The sequence below is a fragment of the Priestia filamentosa genome, assembly GCF_900177535.1.
GTDB classification, from domain to species: Bacteria; Bacillota; Bacilli; order Bacillales; family Bacillaceae_H; genus Bacillus_I; species Bacillus_I filamentosa.
The window spans coordinates 61,161-82,188 of the sequence record NZ_FXAJ01000012.1 but is presented as its reverse complement, the minus strand read 5'-3'; the positions used below and the strand labels follow the sequence as shown (position 1 = coordinate 82,188).

Annotated in this window: 20 protein-coding genes; 4 read left to right on the top strand and 16 right to left on the bottom strand. The window is 34.1% G+C overall.

Features of this window, described 5'->3' with window-relative positions:
• From B9N79_RS23815 to B9N79_RS23795, 5 genes are all read right to left on the bottom strand, one after another.
• Nucleotides 1–259 (bottom strand): reverse transcriptase N-terminal domain-containing protein (locus B9N79_RS23815; RefSeq protein ID WP_205635677.1); only part of this gene is annotated, 259 nt, incomplete at its 3' end.
• A gap of 710 nt (nucleotides 260–969) precedes the next feature.
• Entirely contained in the window at nucleotides 970–1,164 is a 195-nt protein-coding gene (locus B9N79_RS23810; protein WP_085119259.1) for a DUF6980 family protein, read from the bottom strand.
• A 466-nt stretch (nucleotides 1,165–1,630) separates the two neighbouring features.
• Nucleotides 1,631–2,068 carry an EVE domain-containing protein gene (locus tag B9N79_RS23805; RefSeq protein WP_085119256.1) on the bottom strand — a complete coding sequence of 146 codons (438 nt, stop codon included), beginning with the start codon at nucleotides 2,066–2,068 and terminating at the stop codon, nucleotides 1,631–1,633.
• 5 nt (nucleotides 2,069–2,073) lie between these two features.
• Complete coding sequence (locus B9N79_RS23800; RefSeq protein ID WP_085119253.1) at nucleotides 2,074–2,466, bottom strand: rhodanese-like domain-containing protein; 393 nt, start codon at nucleotides 2,464–2,466, stop codon at nucleotides 2,074–2,076.
• Nucleotides 2,467–2,486: 20 nt separating this feature from the next.
• Nucleotides 2,487–2,906 carry a MarR family winged helix-turn-helix transcriptional regulator gene (locus B9N79_RS23795; protein WP_085119251.1) on the bottom strand — a complete coding sequence of 140 codons (420 nt, stop codon included), beginning with the start codon at nucleotides 2,904–2,906 and terminating at the stop codon, nucleotides 2,487–2,489.
• 453 nt (nucleotides 2,907–3,359) lie between these two features.
• On the opposite strand from B9N79_RS23795, the gene B9N79_RS23790 reads away from it, so the two are divergent.
• From B9N79_RS23790 to B9N79_RS23780, 3 genes are all read left to right on the top strand, one after another.
• Nucleotides 3,360–3,980 (top strand): recombinase family protein, encoded by a 621-nt coding sequence (locus B9N79_RS23790; RefSeq protein ID WP_085119248.1) that lies wholly within the window; start codon nucleotides 3,360–3,362, stop codon nucleotides 3,978–3,980.
• A 272-nt stretch (nucleotides 3,981–4,252) separates the two neighbouring features.
• Entirely contained in the window at nucleotides 4,253–4,525 is a 273-nt protein-coding gene (locus B9N79_RS23785) for an HU family DNA-binding protein (protein WP_040057270.1), read from the top strand.
• Nucleotides 4,526–4,666: 141 nt separating this feature from the next.
• Entirely contained in the window at nucleotides 4,667–5,227 is a 561-nt protein-coding gene (locus B9N79_RS23780; RefSeq protein ID WP_040057271.1) for a GNAT family N-acetyltransferase, read from the top strand.
• Nucleotides 5,228–6,257: 1,030 nt separating this feature from the next.
• On the opposite strand, the gene B9N79_RS23775 is transcribed toward B9N79_RS23780, so the two are convergent.
• The 10 genes from B9N79_RS23775 to B9N79_RS23730 form a co-directional block, all read right to left on the bottom strand.
• Nucleotides 6,258–7,640, bottom strand: coding sequence for an amidase (locus B9N79_RS23775; protein WP_040057272.1), 1,383 nt, complete (start codon nucleotides 7,638–7,640; stop codon nucleotides 6,258–6,260).
• A 127-nt stretch (nucleotides 7,641–7,767) separates the two neighbouring features.
• Nucleotides 7,768–9,003 (bottom strand): MFS transporter, encoded by a 1,236-nt coding sequence (locus B9N79_RS23770; protein ID WP_052264241.1) that lies wholly within the window; start codon nucleotides 9,001–9,003, stop codon nucleotides 7,768–7,770.
• Between the two features lie 406 nt (nucleotides 9,004–9,409).
• On the bottom strand, nucleotides 9,410–10,627 hold the full coding sequence (locus B9N79_RS23765) for an MFS transporter (protein ID WP_085119245.1): 1,218 nt from the start codon (nucleotides 10,625–10,627) through the stop codon (nucleotides 9,410–9,412).
• Between the two features lie 595 nt (nucleotides 10,628–11,222).
• Nucleotides 11,223–12,476 carry a histidinol dehydrogenase gene (hisD, locus tag B9N79_RS23760; protein ID WP_040057273.1) on the bottom strand — a complete coding sequence of 418 codons (1,254 nt, stop codon included), beginning with the start codon at nucleotides 12,474–12,476 and terminating at the stop codon, nucleotides 11,223–11,225.
• A 63-nt stretch (nucleotides 12,477–12,539) separates the two neighbouring features.
• Nucleotides 12,540–13,784 (bottom strand): ester cyclase, encoded by a 1,245-nt coding sequence (locus tag B9N79_RS23755; protein ID WP_085119242.1) that lies wholly within the window; start codon nucleotides 13,782–13,784, stop codon nucleotides 12,540–12,542.
• A 177-nt stretch (nucleotides 13,785–13,961) separates the two neighbouring features.
• Nucleotides 13,962–14,735, bottom strand: coding sequence for an HpcH/HpaI aldolase family protein (locus tag B9N79_RS23750; protein WP_085119239.1), 774 nt, complete (start codon nucleotides 14,733–14,735; stop codon nucleotides 13,962–13,964).
• Between the two features lie 58 nt (nucleotides 14,736–14,793).
• Nucleotides 14,794–15,495 carry an alpha/beta fold hydrolase gene (locus B9N79_RS23745; RefSeq protein ID WP_085119237.1) on the bottom strand — a complete coding sequence of 234 codons (702 nt, stop codon included), beginning with the start codon at nucleotides 15,493–15,495 and terminating at the stop codon, nucleotides 14,794–14,796.
• Nucleotides 15,496–16,119: a cupin domain-containing protein gene (locus B9N79_RS23740; protein WP_019390949.1), complete on the bottom strand. Its 624-nt coding sequence runs from the start codon at nucleotides 16,117–16,119 to the stop codon at nucleotides 15,496–15,498.
• A gap of 168 nt (nucleotides 16,120–16,287) precedes the next feature.
• The gene (locus B9N79_RS23735; protein ID WP_085119234.1) at nucleotides 16,288–17,058 is read right to left on the bottom strand and encodes an SDR family NAD(P)-dependent oxidoreductase; all 771 of its coding nucleotides are present in this window, start codon (nucleotides 17,056–17,058) and stop codon (nucleotides 16,288–16,290) included.
• 243 nt (nucleotides 17,059–17,301) lie between these two features.
• Nucleotides 17,302–18,318, bottom strand: coding sequence for a LacI family DNA-binding transcriptional regulator (locus B9N79_RS23730; RefSeq protein WP_167555149.1), 1,017 nt, complete (start codon nucleotides 18,316–18,318; stop codon nucleotides 17,302–17,304).
• 732 nt (nucleotides 18,319–19,050) lie between these two features.
• Here B9N79_RS23730 and B9N79_RS26310 point away from each other — a divergent pair.
• Nucleotides 19,051–19,209, top strand: a complete 159-nt coding sequence (locus B9N79_RS26310) for a hypothetical protein (RefSeq protein WP_019390952.1) — start codon at nucleotides 19,051–19,053, stop codon at nucleotides 19,207–19,209.
• Nucleotides 19,210–20,165: 956 nt separating this feature from the next.
• Here B9N79_RS26310 and B9N79_RS23720 read toward each other — a convergent pair.
• Nucleotides 20,166–20,708: a DUF4179 domain-containing protein gene (locus tag B9N79_RS23720; protein WP_085119230.1), complete on the bottom strand. Its 543-nt coding sequence runs from the start codon at nucleotides 20,706–20,708 to the stop codon at nucleotides 20,166–20,168.
• Nucleotides 20,709–21,028 lie beyond the last annotated feature (320 nt).

Genomic DNA, 21,028 nt, shown 5'->3' with positions numbered 1-21,028 from the left:
TTAAGGCTGTATAGCCATCTGCACCAGGTGTTCGCTTGCCTGTATTTTGTTGCGTCACTCTGCGAATGGAAAGTAGTAGATTTGCTTTACTCCGGAGGAGTAAACGTTGAAGTTTTCTTACTCTCCTTCGTTGATTTTGTTGTTCGGCACGATAAATTCTTTGTCGTAACTTCGTTACATATCTTTGTATAGTATTCCAATTAATAGAGTACCAACCTTTATGTGAGACGTGCGCCGACGCTCGTAGAGAGGTATTCATAACAGCACGCTCCTTTTCGTTAGAAGATAGCCACAAATTTATTTTCGTGTTGAAGACCAATGAGAAGTAGGCGCTCTTTCGAGCCTGTCATTGTGTGTAAAGCCGACAGTATCCGTCCAGTTATACATTATGCTTTCCTGTCCCTTTTCAGGGTAACGGCTTTCGCTTTTTCTCATATCCCATACCCTCTGCCACATCGTTTGACTTTGCAGTCATTCTACTGCTTGTGCAGATGACATAGGGCTTACCAAGTTCCACATTCTACAGATACGATAGGGGGAGGTAGGTTCTTTACTCCGGGTAAGATGCGGGACGCATCAGAGTAGCCTTATGATTCTACTTTTCCTCTTACCAAGACCCAAGCAAAAATTATGCATTATCTTGAGCTAACCTTTACGAAGCTTACAAACCTTCACGTTCGTTTACCATACCTATCTTCTCCTAACAGTATTCTGGACCATGCATTTGTCCTCTGTTTCCGCATTTCCTCATGCAACCGACAGACTCGTTACCAAGCATGCCGTTTCGGATGGAGATCATCTTTACGTCTAGATGAGTAGCGTCAGCTACACTGTAAGAAAGCGACTTCTTGTCGCACCATAAAATAAGTTACAGGAAGTAAAAGAGAGCAAGTTCGGTTAATGATAACGAACTTGCTCTCTTCTATTTAGGTATATCACAACATACTAGAGTTATTATGTATAGTAATTTTATAATTTCTTACCACACCATGGACAAAAAGACATTTCAATAGTGGATGAACCACCATCATGAACAATTAATCCATAGTCATTATGCTTGTCATCAAATAAAATGAGATGATCAGGACACTCAAATGGAGTTTTATGAATATCACACTTAAAGTTTGCATGATATTCCATATTGTCACAGCAATGTTTGTTCATGTCTTCTCTCCTAGATTATATATATTAAATGATTATATTATTAATATAGTAGAAACTCGTTTAATTTTAAGGTGGATATATAAATTCAATTGAAATAATGAGCACTAGGGGGCTTCACTTTTACATTCAGTGGAGGATTAACCTGTAAATGAAAAGATAAATGCAAAATATAGCCTCATCTTTTTTTACTTTTATAACAACAACTACTATAGGCTTGTGGGAGTAACCTCTACATTTGCCACAAATCCCCTTGTTGCTAGTTTATTTCTTTTTCCCTTAAAAGAACATCTTTTTATTCTGTTTTCAAGCGTTCTTTCGAAATGGAAAACGTCCCCACACCTACCACAACCGCCCTTGTCGTACCTTTAACAAGGGTTCAACTATATAACTGTATAGGTACATGAAGCTATAAAATTCTCCAGATTACTCATGTATTCCCAAAAAGTTAAAAGAAGATTAGAACAGTCTAATCTCCTTTCATCTCTGTCATTTCTTCTTTAATGACTTTAAAATCATCTTCACTTATTTCTAAATGGCCAAATCGAAACGAATAACCCCAATACTTCTTATTTTTAATAAAAGAGAGCGGTGGAATTAAAGGATGAATAGATGTTTCTGTACACTCCATAAAATCTATCTTTCTTCGGAAGGGTATAAAATCATTTCCCATATCAAATTGAAAGATATGATCATCAACAACTCGTCCTAAAGCCGTGAATTTTTGATACGGAGCACTCTCATCAAACTGAACCTTGGGAGAATAATAAATGATCCAATCACCCGTCCTCATCTTTTTTAAAGGAGCTTCCTTGCCATGACAAAGTTGAGCAAAACCACCTTGAACGCCCTTCATTACATGGTCGCAAGAAGCCACTCCAACCCAATACCTTATATTCTTTTCCACGTAAATCAACACCCACAATGATTGGATAGAGGATTATCTGGAGTGGATGTTGAAACCGGAAAGTTCATTTCCTGCCATGCGGAAATTCCCCCCGTTAACTCTTTTACGTTATACCCTTGTTCCAATAAAGATTTGGCAACTTTAGCAGCTGTATTGCACCAAACATCCCAACAATACACGATAATCTTCTTGTCCTTGGGAATCTCATCTAAACGATTATCTAATTCCTGTTCGGGTATAACATGGGCATCCTTAATCGTTACACTTCTTACATGAGCAGGGCCATTCCTAACATCAATTAAAAAGTATTGTTCTGGATTCATTTCCTTTGCTCTTATGTAACCCATGGGGCTTATAGTCGCTTGAAGACGTGCATTAAAATAATCGAGTGCGTTCATTTGGTATAACCTCCTATTTTCTATAGTGACTTCCAAATTCTAATCAAAAAATCTTTCAGCAATTGTCTTTCTTGCTGATTTAAAGGCGTTAAAACTTCTGATTCTACATCGGTTAGAAATTCCCAACGTGAATGCAGTACTTCCTTTCCTTTTTCCGTAATTAAAAGACTATAAGATCTTCGATCATTAGGGTTCTTGGTTCTCTCCACAAATCCTAACGTTTCCAAATGATCAATATGACTGACCATCGTCGTTCGATCAATTTGTAGGTTGTCAGATATGTCTTTTTGAGAAGAGTATGGGTTTTCCTCAATAAATAAAAGAACGCCATATTGTCTTGAATTGATGTTAAAAGGAACCAGTCCTTCAGCAAATTTGTGTTCCATTTGTTGAAGAGCCTTTCCAAGTAAAAAACCATAAGATTGATTCCACTTATTCATCTAAATTCCCACCTCCTCATATTAATCAGTAAAATATATAATCAGTATAACTGACTATATTTCAAAAAACAAGTAAATACTTATAATGGTTTGCTATCATAGCAACAGCGGACCACTTCGGAAGTATTTACCATAAGATTGATTAGAGAAAGTAAAAAATCGCAAACTGATTAATTAACAATAATTTGGAACTTTTCTCTTTTATGAACGAGCATAATTTCCATATCCATTAATCACCTTTTTTTCTGTGAAAAGTAAACACAAACAAATAGTTCGCAAAGTGCACGTTCGTAAAAGTTTACTTTTACGGACAATTCTTTTCGATTAGAAATCTAGCTTTTTTTATGTTCATTTAAGTTAAAATTTAAATTACGAACGTCCTCATAAAATCATACACTTTTATGAACGTTTTTGATAGAATAATAGGGAGAAAAACACAAAAGGAGTATAAAAATGGAAAACAGAAAATTTGGATACATACGGGTAAGTAGTCGAGATCAAAATGAAGGTCGTCAACTTCAGTCCATGGAGGAAGCTGGAATTTCTCCTCGGGATATTTTCATCGATAAACAAAGTGGAAAAAATTTCAATCGAGAACAGTATCAACTGATGAAACGAATGATGCGTAAAGGAGATATTCTTTATATTCATTCTCTAGATCGCTTCGGTCGTAATAAGGAAGAAATTTTACAAGAATGGAATGCCATTACAAAAGAGATCGAGGCCGACATTGTAATCTTGGATATGCCATTGTTGGATACCACTCAGTATAAGGATAGTTTAGGAACTTTTATTGCAGATTTAGTTTTGCAGATTCTTTCGTGGATGGCAGAAGAGGAAAGAGATCGTATTCGGAAACGTCAGCGCGAAGGGATTGATGCTGCACTCAAAGATGGTGTATCTTTTGGACGTCCTAAAGCTCAGGTTAGCCAAGAATTCATTGAAGCTTACAATCGCTGGAGACATAAGGAGGTTACAGCTGTCCAAGCCATGAAGGAAGCCAATGTTAAAAAGACAACCTTTTATAAATTGGTGAAGGAATATGAGGGTACCTTTAATAAGATCAATATATAATAGGAAGAAACTCGTCAAAGGCTATTCTAATCATCGTCTTTATTATCTTTATAAAGTTTAAAAATATAGCACTGAATTTTGCAATAGATGACTGGTTATTTAGTAAAAACATATTTAATTTTGCCAGAGAGTCAAACTCCTTCTGATTCTTCATAAAAAACAGGAATTTTTCTTTTACTCATCTAATCTTATTAAGTGACAGGCGTGTAGAAGCTATGTTACGGTAGCATCTCTACATACTATCTAAAAATAAACGGATGAGGTGTTTTAATATGAAGAAAATAGAATTGGTGGATGCTGTTGCAACAAAAGCAGAACTAACAAAGAAAGATGCTGCAAAAGCTGTAGATGTATTATTTGAAACGATCACTAGCACGCTTGCTAAGGAAGAGAAAATTCAATTGATTGGATTTGGTACATTTGAAGTACGTGAACGTGCAGCTCGAACAGGTCGTAACCCTCAAACAGGGGAGGAAATAAATATACCTGCTTCTAAAGTTCCTGCTTTTAAACCAGGTAAGGAATTAAAAGCAGCTGTTAAATAAAAAACTTATATATCTCCGGTTATCTTGTAAAAAGCACTCTAAGTCTGACTCATTTTGAGTCAGATCTTTTGGTTCTGGTACATTAAAAGTCTAAATACAATGGGCCCTAATCATCTAAGAATTAATAAAGGAGAAAGTTAAATGATTGAACTGCAATTCTTTGAACAAACTGATTTCAAACAACTTATTAACTGGATTGATTCACCAGAATTTTTACTTCAATTTTCTGGACCTAAATTTGATTTTCCCCTAACAGAACAACAATTAGAGGATTATATTAAAGGTGCAAACACTGACGACTCTAGCACACTCATTTACAAAGTCATACATGAAGAAACAGGAAATATAATTGGACATATTTCATTAGGCGAAATTGATGAGAAAAATTTGTCAGCAAGAGTTGGAAAAGTACTGGTTGGGGATAAGAGTATGAGAGGCTTAGGTATAGGTGAATTGATGGTAGAGAAAGTGTTAGAAATAGCATTTGAAAAATTAAAATTACATAGAGTTAGCCTAAGTGTATTCGATTTTAATCATTCTGCTATTTTTTGTTATGAGAAAGTTGGTTTTGTAAAAGAAGGATTATATAGGGATTATAGAAAAATAGGTGATGAATATTGGAATACATGGGGAATGAGTATTTTGGAAAGTGAATGGTTTACCAGATCTAATCGAAAAAAGGGCTCTGGTGTAAAAATTTAATTCAGCTGAAAAATAAAATTCCATAATTCCTCATAATAGTACTGGTAATCTAGAAAAGGGCGTGATTAGTATGAAAAAGGTTGATCTATTTAAATGGAAACATTACTAACTTAAGATGATTTTGTTAACAGCCAGTAAATACAACCTTTGCACCAGAACCTTCTCCTCAACCTTATTTATTTTTGGCTGCTACTTTCACCTTAATATTATCTAAATGAGGAAGCTTAGCTTCTCCTTTTTGCAAAGCCTGGGTAGAAGTCTTTTTCACCCAGGCTTTTTTATACCATATCCAATCCAGCTAAAACCGTTCTCCTTCAAGTAATCTCGATAATCGTAACAATTAGAGACGCATAGATAATAATACAACTCAATTTTAATCATATTCTCTTGCTTTACCACAATACACTTTTCATCAATCCGTTGAAAAACGATGCTTTTTTCTTCTTCTACTTTCTCTTCACTGATTTCTTTCGTCCATGCTTGCTCTAAAGAACGGTATTTTCACTATTCATTCTTTAATTAAAAAGGCCTTGATAAAAGGTCCATGGGACTTTTAAATACATACTTTTAAGGGATATAGATTTTAAGATAAGTTTTAATGCATAAAGGAGATATAATTGAGGTGAACAGTGACTAACTATAAATCGACTCAAAAACACGGTTTTTGAGTCAATTAGTATACCGAATTCTGGTATAAGAATTTCATCTATCTCGAAACTAATCTCTTAGTCTTGTAACCACTGATACTACTAAGGCAAGTCGAATATCTCAATAATGGCATAGAGCAGATTCGTCACCCTATTAAGAAACAAATTTGCCCGATGCTTGAATTAAATCCCTTAGAAACTATCAAACATATTATTACAGGGATAGAGGCTATTCATACATATAATCAAAAAGGACAGACTCAGAGGTCTATCCAAAATCAAAAAAATTCATCCAGTGTCTATTTGGACTAGTTACATAAAACTTTAGCTATTTCTTACTGACTATATAAGCCAACATATATTTCCACCATAACTTTTGTTACTTAGATAGAAGCACTGTAATTTTCAATTTCCTTGTCTCTTTTATTGTAAAATTCTTGTAAAGCAAATTTCTCATAACAATGCCCTGCCCATAATAAAAGATCCTCTCTATAATAATTTGCAATAAATTGCATTCCTATTGGAATTCCCTCACTCGTAAGACCCCCAGGAACTGACAATGCTGGATGACCAGTGATATTAAATAAACTTACGTAGCGAATCATACAATCTCCAATAGATTCTGTTTTTCCATTAATCGTCACGTAATCCGCCTTCACATCAGGAGTAGTTATAGGAGTAATAGGTGTCATCATTATATCTACTTCGCTAAATATATTAGTTAACTTTTCTCTTAACTCCTCCCTTTTTTTCAACGCAGCTATATAGTCTAAAGCACTTATATTTTTACTCCTTGTAAATGTATCCCTTGCATCCTGGCTATACATATTAAGAGAAGAGCTTATACGCTCTTTATGAACATATGATGATTCTGATGTACCAAAGACCTTCGCCAGATCAGTGATATCTTCTAAAAATGATGTATCTACCTCTTTTACAATAGCCCCTAAGTTTGATAACTGCTGTAAACATTTCTCATAAATTTTTTTCACTTCATAATCCATATTCTCATTAAGATAATGCTTAGGTAACCCAACTCTTAGCCCTGTTAATTTGTTTGAAGAAGTTAAATCGTAATGTTTTTTTGTAATTGCCTCCATAATTAAAGCTGTATCCTCGACATTCCTAGCAATGGGTCCTACATGATCAAGAGTCCAAGCTAAAGGTGTTATACCATTTATACTAATTAAATCATACGTAGGTTTTAAGCCTACAACTCCACAACAAGCAGCTGGTACACGGATTGAACCTCCAGCATCTGTACCGATAGAACCCATAGTAAGATTAGCAGCAACAGCTGCTGCTGAACCACTACTGGATCCTCCTGCCGTTTTATTTACTTTCCAAGGATTGATCACGTCACCAAAAAAGATATTTTCAGAAGTAATGCCAAATCCATATTCAAACATATTATTTTTGCCCAAGTTAATACTGCCAGCTTCCTCCAATATATCAACTACTTCGGCGTTACTATTAGGAATATGATCCTTATCAACTGCCGATCCACCTGTTGTGAGAATACCCTTCGTATCAATTGAGTCTTTAAAAGAGAGAGGTATACCAACTAAATTATTTGGTACATCAGAGTTCATTTTTTCCTCTGCCCTTCTCGCCTGTTTAATTGCCAGTTTCTCAGTTACAGTAATGTATGAATTAATTTCGGTGTCTAACTTTTTAATCCGTTCAATATACCACTTTGTTATTTCAACTGGTGAGAACTCCTTATTTCTATAACCATCTATAAGTTTTCTTATTGTTAAAGTCATCCCATTATTCCCCTTATCTGCTTATTCCTTACCCATCTAGAATATTATTAATTCACTCTTATCTTTCAATACGCATGTAAAAATAAGACTAACACTACGTATAGACTTCTATAAAATTATATTTATTCTATTTATGTTGAATATTAATAGGGCTACCAAGTTCATGGTCACCGTTAATATCATCTTTTAAATTAGGATTCTCCTTCGTTTTAATAAAAATTTTCATTAGTATACCTGAAACGGCTGAAAGCACACCAATTACTAAAAAGCTAAGGCTTCTTGAAAAGACCTCTGTCAATATGCCCATTAAAACAGGACCAAAGAACATTCCAAATGAAAATAGACTTTGAAAAAGGCCCATTCTGGTAGACTGCTTATGTTCTGGAACATTCATAATACTTAATGAAAGTAAAACTGTAAAATTTAAAGAAAAAGCAATCCCAGAAAGAGCTTGTAAACAAAACAGCATTATTAGGTTGGGAGCAAATGGAGTAAGAATTGCAATAACAAACTGTAGGAAAGCCCCTATAATAGCTGTATTTATCAAACCTATTTTTTTATAAAAGAGGATTCCAGATAAACAAGTTGCTATTCCACCTGCAATTAAAAAAACATTTGATAGCCAACTTAGAGTAATCGCATCAGCACCTAAATCACTTGCTATAAGGGGTGTAAATGTAACTCTCATGCCGAAAGAGGCCATAAGGGCGATTATAGCCATTAGGGATAAAAACCATAAATTCCTATCTGTAATTTGTTCCAAAATAGTCTTTTTCATTTCATGTTTTACCCTGTGTTTCTCAACCTTTTTCTCTTTTAAGAAGAAAGTTAAAACAAGAGCGATGGAAGCAGCGAAAACCGCCACAAGGAAGGAATATGAGTATCCATAGTTATTTGCAACAATTCCTCCTATAAGAGAACCCATTAAGGCCCCAACGTAATCAGCCAAAGCTAAAAAGGCTACAGCCTTGGCGGAATTATTAATACTGAAATAAGAGGCAAACATTACAGTATAAAGAACCCATGTAGCTCCTGTAATCCCATCTAGAAATTTAGCTAAATACAAAGTAGTAGCATTTGGATTAATAAAAGCAATGATCCAACCAACAACTGTAACTAAAAGACCTATTTGAATAAATAGCATTCTTTTATTTAGAAGGTCAGAGAATATACCAACCGGAAACCTAATAAACATAGAGGCTAGTCCAGTGACCCCCATAATGTTTCCTATTACTAAGGGAGAGATTCCTAAGTCTCTGGCATATGAAGAGATAAATGGATCAAAGGCTGAAATGCTGATAAAGAAAAGTACAGTCATTATAAAAAACAATACTATATTTAATCTAAATTGCACATTGCTCACTAGTCCACCTCTTTAATAGTCATAAGATATAAACTTTATACTATCAACGATCTTTTCAACATTAAGGAGTAATAATTTACTCAGAACTTAATTTTCTTTCTATTCCGAAAATTAAGTTCGGTTACATGTGTATTGTAATTGATAATTTTTATTATCATTAGTTCCTCTTAAAAGAAGCTACATAATTATCCTTCTTCTAAGGGTTCTGATGCAAATATCTTAAGAAAATATAATTAAGGAATATATCACCATTAATTCTTGTTCTTATAAAATTAGCCCAAACAGTTGATAGGTAAATTCTTTTTGATTTCGGACAGACTTTCAAGTCTGTCCTCTTTTAATCATGTGCATTTTTTGGATTAATTTCATAAGTCAGTGACTTAAAAGAAATTGAAACTTTATGTCTCTAAAAAGTAGTTTTTACACTAGAACTTTGTTCATTAGAAATATTCTCTTTTGTAGATTTAATAGAGGTTTTAATAAAAATTGTAGATACAATTGACAAGGCTCCCATGATTAGGAATCCTGTGGATCTCGAAAACATTTCAATTAAGATTCCAATAAGAACTGGCCCCAAAAACATTCCAGCAGAATATAAGCTTTGAAACAACCCCATTCTGGTGGATTGTTTAATTTCAGGTATATTTTCAACAGCCCAGGAAGTGACCACTGTAAATATTAAACCATATCCAAAACCTTGAACGGCTTGTAAGAGAAAAAGCACCGTTAAACTTTTAGCATAAGGGATAAAGATAATAATAATCCCTTGTAAAATTGCCCCCAAGATCGCTGTATTCACCAAACCGAGCTTCTTATAAAAAAAGCCTCCACATAATGCTGCAGCTAAACCATATATAATGAGGTGCGTATTTGCTAACATACCAATCATTAGGGGATTTGCACCTAAATCATTTGCAACTAAAGGAGTAAACGTATCTCTTGTCCCAATTGTAACCATCAATGCAATTGTTGCTAAAATAGAAATGACCCATATTTTCTTGTCTGTAATTTGTTCCACAAGTATTTTCTTATCGTATTTCACTTTAATACTTTTAACACTTAGATCTTTTGTAAAAAATGTTAAAACAAACGCAAGAATAGCAGCGATAACAGCTACTAAAAAGCTATACCGATAACCATAACTATTGGCCACTATTCCACCAATTGTTGTTCCAAGTATTGAGCCAAGTGGCGACGCAACGCCTAAGATTGCTACAGCTTTTGCAGCTTCCCTTATACCAAAATAGGAAGCGAACATAACATTGTAAATAACCCATGTAGAACCCGTTAACCCGTCTGAAATTTTCCCGAGATATAGGGTTGTTGCATTAGGTATTAAAAAGGCTAGCGTCCACATGACAATAGTGATAAGCAATCCGAATTGAATAAATAACCTTCGTTTATGCAACATATCTGAAAATACTCCCAGTGGAAGTCGGGTAAAAAGGGCAACAATTCCTGAAATTCCAATAATACTACCAATTACAACTGAATCAAAACCGAGATCTTTAGCATAGGAGGAGATAAATGGATCGAATGCCGTAATAGTAACAAAGAACAACAAGCTAATAATAAAGAATAAAATAACCTCTTTTTTGTTAGTAATTTTATTAGTTTGGCTCACATACCTCACCCTTTCATTCCCCACCCTTTTGTCCTTAATAGGCAGAAGGATGACGATATGGACATTCACTTAATGAAAACCCTTTCAACAATACGTTCATCAAGTTATCAGAGGAGCTGATACTCGTAAAATTTACGAACCCTCCATCTGACATTCTAAGATTTTCCGTTACTTCATGTATGTGTTGCAGTTTCTCTTTTACATCAATACCTATATATTGTGAGATATATTATTTTCTTATAAACGAAAAAGTCTAGAAGGCAGGTATTATAATCTGATATTTTTTCAAGGATAATCCCCTAATTTATATTAGTTTATAAAACCTGCGCTTTGAAGTCGTAATCGCTACAATAGATTTCAATATTATGAATAAGATAAATAACAAGCATTCCTTGAGCATTATTACTAATTGTGCTTTTAAATTCTTCATCTGATAGATTAATGACAAGTAGATTAAGAGATTCCCAATTTTTCTATATAAAAGGCATTTAACCTGCTTTTCATATAAAAACTAACTGAGGTGATACTCTTCTTTTATGTGAATTAATTCTCCCATAAACAAAGACTGATAATAAAAGAAACCAAATTTGCATTTTTATTTTATTCTAACTGTCGCGGATAATTTATGGCCTTCTAATCCTTCAATTCCAGATTGATCTTCCGCATGGGATGCTAGAAATTGAATTCCTTCACCTGTAATCTCCTGGTGGGTCAAAACCTTCACATAACTTCCCACCCATAATCCTCCCGTATATCTTGCTGCTTTTTGAGTTGGGAGCGTATGATTTGTTCCAGAAACCTTATCAGAGAAAACAACGGAGCTGCCCTCATCGAGAAACAACGATCCGTAATTGTATAGCTTATCCATCAAATTACGGCTATTTTGGATATGTAAATGAAGGTGTTCAATAGCATAATCATTACAAATATCCAGTCCTTCTTGTAACGTAGATGCGTAAATAACTTCTCCTCTTGTTTTCCATGACTCGTGTGCAGGAGAGGAAGGTGAGAAGGATACTAAAAAGTTTTCCACCTCTTGTAGAGTGGTCTCAGCAATAGTTTGGGAAGTTGTCACAAGAACTGCACGCGCATATGGATCGTGTTCTGCTTGAGCAAGTAAATCAGCAGCAATCTTCTTTGGTGATGCCGAATCGTCAGCAAAAACCATCACTTCGCTAGGTCCAGCGATGAGATCAATACCCACTTTTCCAAACACTTGACGTTTTGCTTCTGCTACGAACCTATTTCCTGGTCCCGCAATAACATCTACTTCAGGAATAGACTCAGTCCCGTATGCCATGGCAGCAATTGCTTGAGCTCCCCCAATTGCAAAAATATCTGTAGCACCCGATCGAACTAAGCCATATAATACTGCTGGATGAATGCCACCCTCATAATTTGCCGGGCTACAAGCAACAATTTGTTTTGCTCCAGCTACCTTTGCTGGGGCAACGACCATAGGTCCTGATGATAATAAGGGAAATCTCCCTCCTGGTACATAAGCTCCAATTTTTTCAATTGGGACGATTCGGTGACCCATTTTGATACCCTCACCAAAGTCCTTTTCAAATGGAGTCAAACAATTCAACTGGGCTTTAGCAAATTCAGATACTCGTTCTACGACGCGATCAATTAGTACTTTTACTTCTTTAGGTAGTGTGCTTATAGAAGCTTCAATTTCTTCTTCACTAACTCGAACCGGACGATTAGAGTTACCGAACTTTTTTTCATATTCCTGTACAGCAACGTCGCCGTCTGATTTTACAGTTGCAATAATGGACTTTACCGTTTGTTCTACTTCATTTGAAGTAGTTTGTTCATATCCTTCTGCTTTCTTTATATACTCCATCTTATTTCCCCCTAAAAGTCTTAATAAATAGTCGACAATTAGCAAACCCATTCATCTGCCCATTTATGAAACGCCAGTAAAATTCCCGTCATCAATTAAAGATTCATCACCTTGTTCTAGACCGTTTTCATCAGGTAAGTGTATTTGTCGTAATACTTCCATCCCATCAAATAATAACCATTCTTCTGAGATTTTTTCGTTAATAATTTTATAGTGGCTAATTCCAGCAATATCAATAGCTTTACCACTAGGATTACCAAAGTAACCTGATCCCTCGTGCATCCCTTGAATTCTCCAACGAACAGCCACATCCCAGTCACTGTCAGACCCACGTCTATTGCAAGTTACCCGTTCTAGAATAACCTTGGCATTTGGAACAGATGAAAAAAGACTGATAAACATTCCTTGAATTTCACTTACTCCAATAACATCCTTATTACAAACATAATGAACAACTGCATTTTCCTCATAATACTCTTTGACAAAATTGAAAGAGCGACGCGCCCAGATTCGATTAAAAACTAGCTGAATAAACTCTCCGATTTCAAATTCGTCAGAAGATGGAGTAAAAATTTTAGGAGGAAGACCGGTTTCTGCTGTCTCATTTAAACCAAATTGAATGGAAGGCGCGAGCTTTTGAGTACTTTTCGCAATCTTCTTCGCTATAACAACAGGATCCAATCCCAACTGCTGAACAAGATGGTAGGTATCCATTACCAGCCATTCCTCGTAGATTTTATTATTTAAAATCATACAATCAGCACTTGTCCTGAAAACTACTTTCTTTCCAGTAGCAGGACCGTACAAACTGCTATCTCCGAGATGGGTTGCAACAGAACGTCCTCGATGGGATGTAAAAAAGCCGGATTCATCGTCCCCAGACCAGATTACACTCCATCCTAGCCCTTTCCTGTCAGGAAAAGCATGTAATGTTTGAAGGGTACCTGAAATAACTTCATTAACTCCGTGACTATTAACCAAACCTTTATGAACGGAAACACTGGTGCTATACGTATCATAAATAAGTCCTATATCCTTCTCTTTCCAGATTTGACGTGTAATTTTTACAATGTAATCAACGATATTATTATAAATAGGGTCAAAACCATTCATCCTCTGTTTCTTTTGCTTCGTTTCTTCTATATTCATATAATCATAATCATCTTTTGTATCGAGCATATTTACATCATCCGCATCGGCATAGTAAATAAAGTTTGGTGATCCTTTGATTGTCTTAGTTATTTCTTTGGAATCTAACTTTTTTTCTCTTGGAATTATGTCGACTGAATCTGTCTTTTTTTCTACCATAATAACCATCCTTTTTCTTATAAAGTAATTATTTTTATAAATTTCTCTCCATTTAGATGTTGTTTACTTAAAGAATATCCCTTGCAATAGGATTTTTCGTAACTGATTCTATGTCGTCCCTTATATTTTTAAAAATTGCTTTTTATCTTTTAGACTAATACTGGGCCCCTTTTGAAATCATTTAAGAGTTTGAATGGATTTACTCGCTGAGACAATATCAGTTAATGTGGATGTAAGTAAACTATTTAATACGATACCTACGTATTGGGAACCTTTATCAAAAGCATCATTAGCAGCAGTAATATTACTAGCAACCGTACCAATTGGCACATTTCGCTCTTTCCCTTTAATAAAAATTTCATTTATAACCTTTTGCACTTCAGGGTGATTTGCCCCCTCTAATGGATACCCCATGCTAACAGATAAGTCCGTTGAACCAATAAATGCTAAATCAATTCCGGGAACGGCTGTAATGGCTTCAAAATTGTTAGCTGCTTCAGCCGTTTCAATATGAACAATTATCATAATATTTTCATTACACTGATCTAAATAAGGTTTTCCACTATTTTTTCCGTAACGAGCTGGTCTAATTGAATATGAGACACCTCTATCACCATATGGTGGAAATTTTGCCTGTCTAACTACTTCTAGAGCATCTTCCTTTGTATTGACCATTGGTACCTGTACACCCTTTGCCCCACGATCTAAAGCCTTTTGAATACTAGAGCGATCATATGAAACCCGAACAATTGGGACAAGACCAACAGAATCTGCCGTTCGAATAATATTTTCAAGTTCTGAAGGACTAAAAGCACCATGCTCGTCATCAATTAAAACAAAATCAAATCCTGCATAACCGAGCATCTCGACTAAAGGTGGGGAATTTATTCCTAAAAATACACCGAGAACTTGTTCCCCACGTTTTATTTTTTCCTTTACAGCATTCTCCATCGTCTTCACTCTCTTTCTATCATAAAGACTATATTCTTGCTTTCCTTGTTTATCTATCTTAAGATTTCAACCAATCCTTCAGTAAAGCGCTTACTTTTTCAGGCTGTTCTAACGTACTTAAATGGCCCGAATGTTCTATAATTTCTAGACTCGCTGTCGGGATGCTTTCTGTTAAAAATTTAGACATATGAACAGGACATACCATATCTTCCTTTCCTACTAAAACCATAGTCGGACATGCAATAGTAGAAAGAATGGAGCGTTGATCTAAACGGGTCATTACTGCTTTTAACTGATTGATATAACTTTCTTTACCGATTTTTTTAGCCATATCGATAATCATTGATACTAATGCTTCATCCTTTCTTCGATTTGGATGAATTAATATTGGTAGAAGATGGTTTATTGTGATATCTAAGAATTGACCGTTATTTGCCATATTGATGAACCTCTCCCAAACTGCAATTTGATCATAATGGGGAGGATTAGGATTTGTATCAAGCAATGCTAGCTTTATGACCCGTTCTGGAGCAATCCGCATGATTTCAAGAGAAATAATACCACCTAGTGATAAACCTGCAAGAGCAAATCTTTCTGGTGCTTTTTCAAGTATTGAATGTGCTAAACTTGATATAGAGTCCTCTTTCGTCACATCACCGATAGTTACTTCAGCTATGTCTGACAAGTACTTGAGTTGGTGACCCCAAAGTCGCTCATCACAAAGTGTACCAGGAAGCAAAATAAGTGGTGTTTTAGCCAACTATTTTTCACCCATTTTTAGTTTATCTGCAATTTCCTTTTCAAGATCCTCAAAGTTATCTGGCTTAATCATTTTTCCGAGTTCATCTGCTTTAAAACCATATTTTGCAGCTTCTCTTATCACTTTTGGAGACCAATATGGATCTTTTCCATTAAAGACTTTGTGTTGTTCAAGAACTGCAAAAATCCAAGCATCTTCCTCACTAATATTTTCAAATCCCCTCCATAATCCTGGAGGTAATGAAATTAAATCCCATTGTTCAATGATAGTTTCACCCTCAATTTCATCTGGACCATTTCCCCAATAAAAACGCCATTTTCCTGTTAGAGGAAGAAATGCTTCAATATAATCATGCGTATGATAAGCAGGACCATTTCCTTTTGGAGCTTTTACCATCCCAATTTGAAAACCATGTGGCTCAGTAATTTCAGGTGTGAAGTTATCATTCTCACTTGCTGTGTCTCCGATTAATGTATAGTTAATACGTTGATGACCTGGAATAATACTATCAATAAACGTTAACGGTATACCTTTTGGTCTCATTTCATCAAAACGAACAATCCAATTATTTTCCATTTCCTCATTTGTTACAACTTTTTTTACTTTAGGTTCTTGTACTGACATTTCAATTCCACCTTCCGTTATTTGTAATTTTTCATTTTTAATTCACTTACTAAAGTTGCAAATGTCCCTAAACCAATTCAGAAGACCATAGGCATTCAAAAATTAAGGTTAATAGGATTTATGTTTTAGTTAACTGATATTCTTTTTTTGAATACGTATTCAAAAAAATTACCATACGGTCCAACCACCATCAACTACTAATGTTTGGCCTGTCATCATATCCGAGCAATCTGATGCTAGATATAATACGCCCCCAAATAAGTCCTCTGTTTTAGCAAGTCTACCAAGTGGAATTCTATTTAAAACTTCGAGTTTAAAATTTTCATCTTCAAACATTGACTTAGTCATCGGTGTTTCAATAAAAGTTGGTGCAATTGCATTGACATTGATTTGATACGGTGCCCACTCAATAGAAAGCGCTTTCGTTAATTGTGTAAGTCCTCCTTTACTAGATGAGTATGCAGCTCGTTTGTAATAACCGACAAATGCCATTTGTGAAGACATGTTTATGATTTTACCTTTTTTCTGATTGATCATAAACTTTCCTACAGCTTGACTTGTAAAAAATACACTTTTTAAATTAATATCTAGTACAGTATCCCAATCTTGTGAAGACAACTCTTCAGCTGGCTTTGCCACATTTATGCCTGCATTATTTATTAAGATATCAATCTTTCCAAAGTGGTTATATATATCTTCTATTACGTTTGGTGTGTCTTCTACCTTGGTTAAATCAAATGAAACAGGTAAAACATTTACACCAGTTTGCTCAATTTCATGTGCAGCCTCCTCGAGTTGTTTCTTATTGCGGGCAATTAATGCAATATTAGCACCAGCTTGTGCAAGTAATTTAGCTAAATCTTTACCAATGCCTTTACTTCCACCCGTAATAATGGCAATTTTACCGTTTAAGTTAAATAATTGATTTAAATCCAACATATCACCTATTTTCATCACGGGGTAGTGATTTTGTATTATATATATTTTACATATTCCTCTGTAGTAAGCAAAAGTAATTTTGAATACGTATTCAAAATTACTTTTGCTTATAAATTAATATATACAATTTTCTGACTCTTGTAAATAGTCAAAAATTAATTTTTGATTTTAATTTTTTATAAACAGCCCCTATTGTTTTAGAACATATAAAATTAAAACACTTAAAATTCACCCTTTGTTACCTTAATCAATTACTGGAGCTGGTCCCGTTGTTTTACGAACAATTAGTTCTGGCTTGAGAAAAACTTGAATTGATGAAGAGGCAGTATCTTTATTTTCAATAAGATAAATTAATTTTTCTAGTGCTGTCAAAGACATTCTATCCATTTGTTGGGACACTGTAGTTAAACCTATGAATTCATTAGAAGCTAGTCTGATATTATCAAATCCAATTACAGATAAATCATTAGGAATTTTTAGATTTAGACTTGAAGCCGCGTCTAAGACTGCAAGGGCCATTTGATCTGATGCAGCTATAATTGCTGTAGGTTTGTCCTTTTTTTTCAGTAACTTTTTCGTAAATGTATAAATCTTATCATAAGAGTATTCACTATTAAATATTAAATTTTCATCGATTTTGTATCCATTCTCTATTAACTCTTCTTTGTAACCTACAGTTCGTTCATAAGTGGCTAAGTACTTTGACGGACCAGATATTTTTGCTATTTTTTTATGTCCTAATTCTATTAAATGTTGTACAGCTAGTCTTGCACCTTTTCTATTATCCATAACAATAAAATTAACATTTTTGATATCTAGAAAGCTATTATACAATAATATCGGAAATCCATTTTCATGTAGTTTTTGAATTTTTTTAGTGTAATTTTTGCTAACACTTGTAATGATTATTCCCTCAACACGTTTACCTATTAACAAATTGATGGCCTGTTCTAGATTTTCATCTTTATGGCCTGTGTTATATACAATTACATCATATTTTAATTCTTGAGCTCTTTGTATAATAACTTCTGCTGTTTCAGCAAAGAAGGGATTTGAAATACTCCCCAATATTAAACCTATCGATGCGGTTCTTTTTTCAACGAGGCTTCTGGCAATTTCATCTCTTGTAAACCCTAATTCTTCAATTACAGCAAGAACCTTGTCACGTGTATTTTTCCTTATATATGGATAATTATTTAAAACTCTAGAGACTGTTGATTGAGAAACACCTGCTATTCTTGCCACATCTTCTGTCGTCATTCGGTTCATACTTAATTAACCCTTTCTCTATAAAATATTCTTCATCCGGAAAACTAAAATCACCTATTTTGTAAATCTAAACCTTTAGGTAGTGCTTAGTTATTAATTTACAAATTTTACTTCTTTATAATATATCACAATATTCTAAATTTTACTTGTATTTATTAATATTTTTCAAGCCCTGATTGTGATTGGTTCTAATGCAAATTCCTTAAAATCCTTGAAGGCAATCTCTCTAATGCCGATATAACGACATTAATACTATAAAAGTGAATAAAGTGTAGAAATTTATTGAAACTTATCTTGTATATCATATATAAAATTTGTCTACAGGATGTAGCTTATAAGAAGTAGAAAAGCTCTCTAAGGATATTTATCATAAACGGTGCTCCCTCTTAATCCCCTTTAATGTTATAAATATAAAATTATGGTAAAAATCCTCCAATATAGCTGTAAGCTAAATGAGGTTATTAAATAGGGTACGTTTTATTTTCGCGAAGTTGAACGTTTTCCAGTTTAAATAGAGAATGGGTTGAACATGAGCGAACCTGTACAACCTACTCTAAGGAGAAATAGAGACTAAATATCGTACTTGGTCCTGTAATGCATCTTAATACCTTATATGTGCAAAATAAAATATGGTAATTATCGGTAAATATTACCATTCATCTTTATATAAGCAATAGACAAATTAAAAAAGTACGTTTTATTTACATTAAGGAGGTTTTTATTATGACTAATAACAATCAAAAACAAAAGCAAAAAGATACTCAATTAGTCGGAAAGAACAGTACAGACGTTGAATTAGGACAAGAGTTAGGAATCATTCGCCAAGAGATTTCCCAATTAAGTCAAAGTTCCATATCCTTCTTTGCTTCTTATATCGTATAGGGTACACAAACTTAATTTCCATTACATGGTTATTATAATTCTTAAAAGTTGGATATTAAAGTTTATATGAAGAACATTTGAAGATTCACACAAACTACCAAGATGCAGTGACACGATTGATTTCACCCCTGTTTCTAAAAGCAGAAAAACTCCCCACCATTAAAGGGAGTTTTTCCGTTCCCCTAATGTATATCCCCTTCATAATTAGTTACCATAATCCTTGTTATCGGTATTGAAAAAGTATCTTCTTATTGTTATGGAAGAAAAAGAGGCTCCGTCTGATAGGAAACACATCAATCCTTTCTTTAAACAACAAGAAAAGGCGTCACACTGCCGAGCATAGAAGTAATCAGTGTTTTAATCGTTTAGATAGTGGGTATATAGAAATGATAATATACCAAGTTTTAAGAACACCCCTCATCAAATTTCACTTTAAAGCTCTAATTTGCTGAAGTTACTACAGTCTCCTACGAATATCAATAATATCCTTAGAATGGAAGGGAAAGTGAAGATACATGAAAATAATGAATACATTTTTTATCCAAATACTAGGATGGATACTACTTGTTTTTTCTATCTTTTTCTATGTGGTTACAAAATCACAATTTATTACAGGATTGGTTGCTCTTACAGGCTTACTCTCTATTTCATATGGTCTCTTATATCAAGGTAGTACGAATAAATCAGGTAGTTAGGTATCCTCTTTTGCATGGAGGTACTATGTACAAGTTCATATGATGAGGGATAAAAAAACATAAGAAAAATAACAAAATGGTGATCTTATTGATTTCTAAAAAGCTACCTATAAGAAACAGGAGGGCTATAGGAGTCTTATTTTCATTCAGTTTTGCATAATATCACGCACCCCACACAAAAAAGAAGCAAGGGGTAAATCCCTCTTACTTCTTAAATGAATATATCGGTAACTTATGTTATTACATTAAATATTATTTGTTTTAAATTAAAAAGTGGTAAAAGAAAATTTCCGTAGATTTATTTACAGGAAAATCAATTGTCCATTGCCCTTCTTGATCAAAAATACTATCAGTATTAAATTTCAAAGCAAAATGGTCAGGTGTACCTTCTGGTGGATTAATTTCTATTACACCCCTATATTTGTTTTTGGCTACTTTTTGATGACCTTGGTAACTGATGCTGTCAATAGGTTTACCGTTAATGGAAACATCCAGTTTCTCCAAAAGATTAGGATGAGTTTCATCTATCTTTTGGGCTGTTTTAGATTCTACTGTGTAATCAATAACAAGTTTATTCCCATTATAAAAAAAATCATCGATAGTAAAACTGATACCCTTATCTGTTGATGATTTTCCTAAATTTGTTACCTCATCTGCATGGGTATCATTAGGTAAAATGGACATCATACTAATAAGTAAACAAACAACTATAGCGCTAATTTTAAAATGCCTCTTTTTATCTATTCCATTGTTTCTCAAACTCTGTTCAACACCTTTTCTAAAGTTTGAAAAGATAAAATCCATTTTTACCCACCATCCTATATAATTTTTCACATCGTTTCAATAGTTTTCCAATCGATCCTTAATTATATGATAACCAAAATGTATATTATTATTGGCATTGTTTTCAAAGGATTCCACGATGTTTACTATATAGGAAGATATGATAAAACGGAATAAAGACGAGATACTAAGGAGATCTTTAAAGGGCGCAATTCTTATATAAAGAGTTGTGTTTTTTAGTTATTTAGATGAATAAATGTTATTTCTTTAATATTGCACTTTTGCCTTGCGAAATAAATCCGAATATCAATTTTAGCTTTTGAAAATTAACGTATATAGCA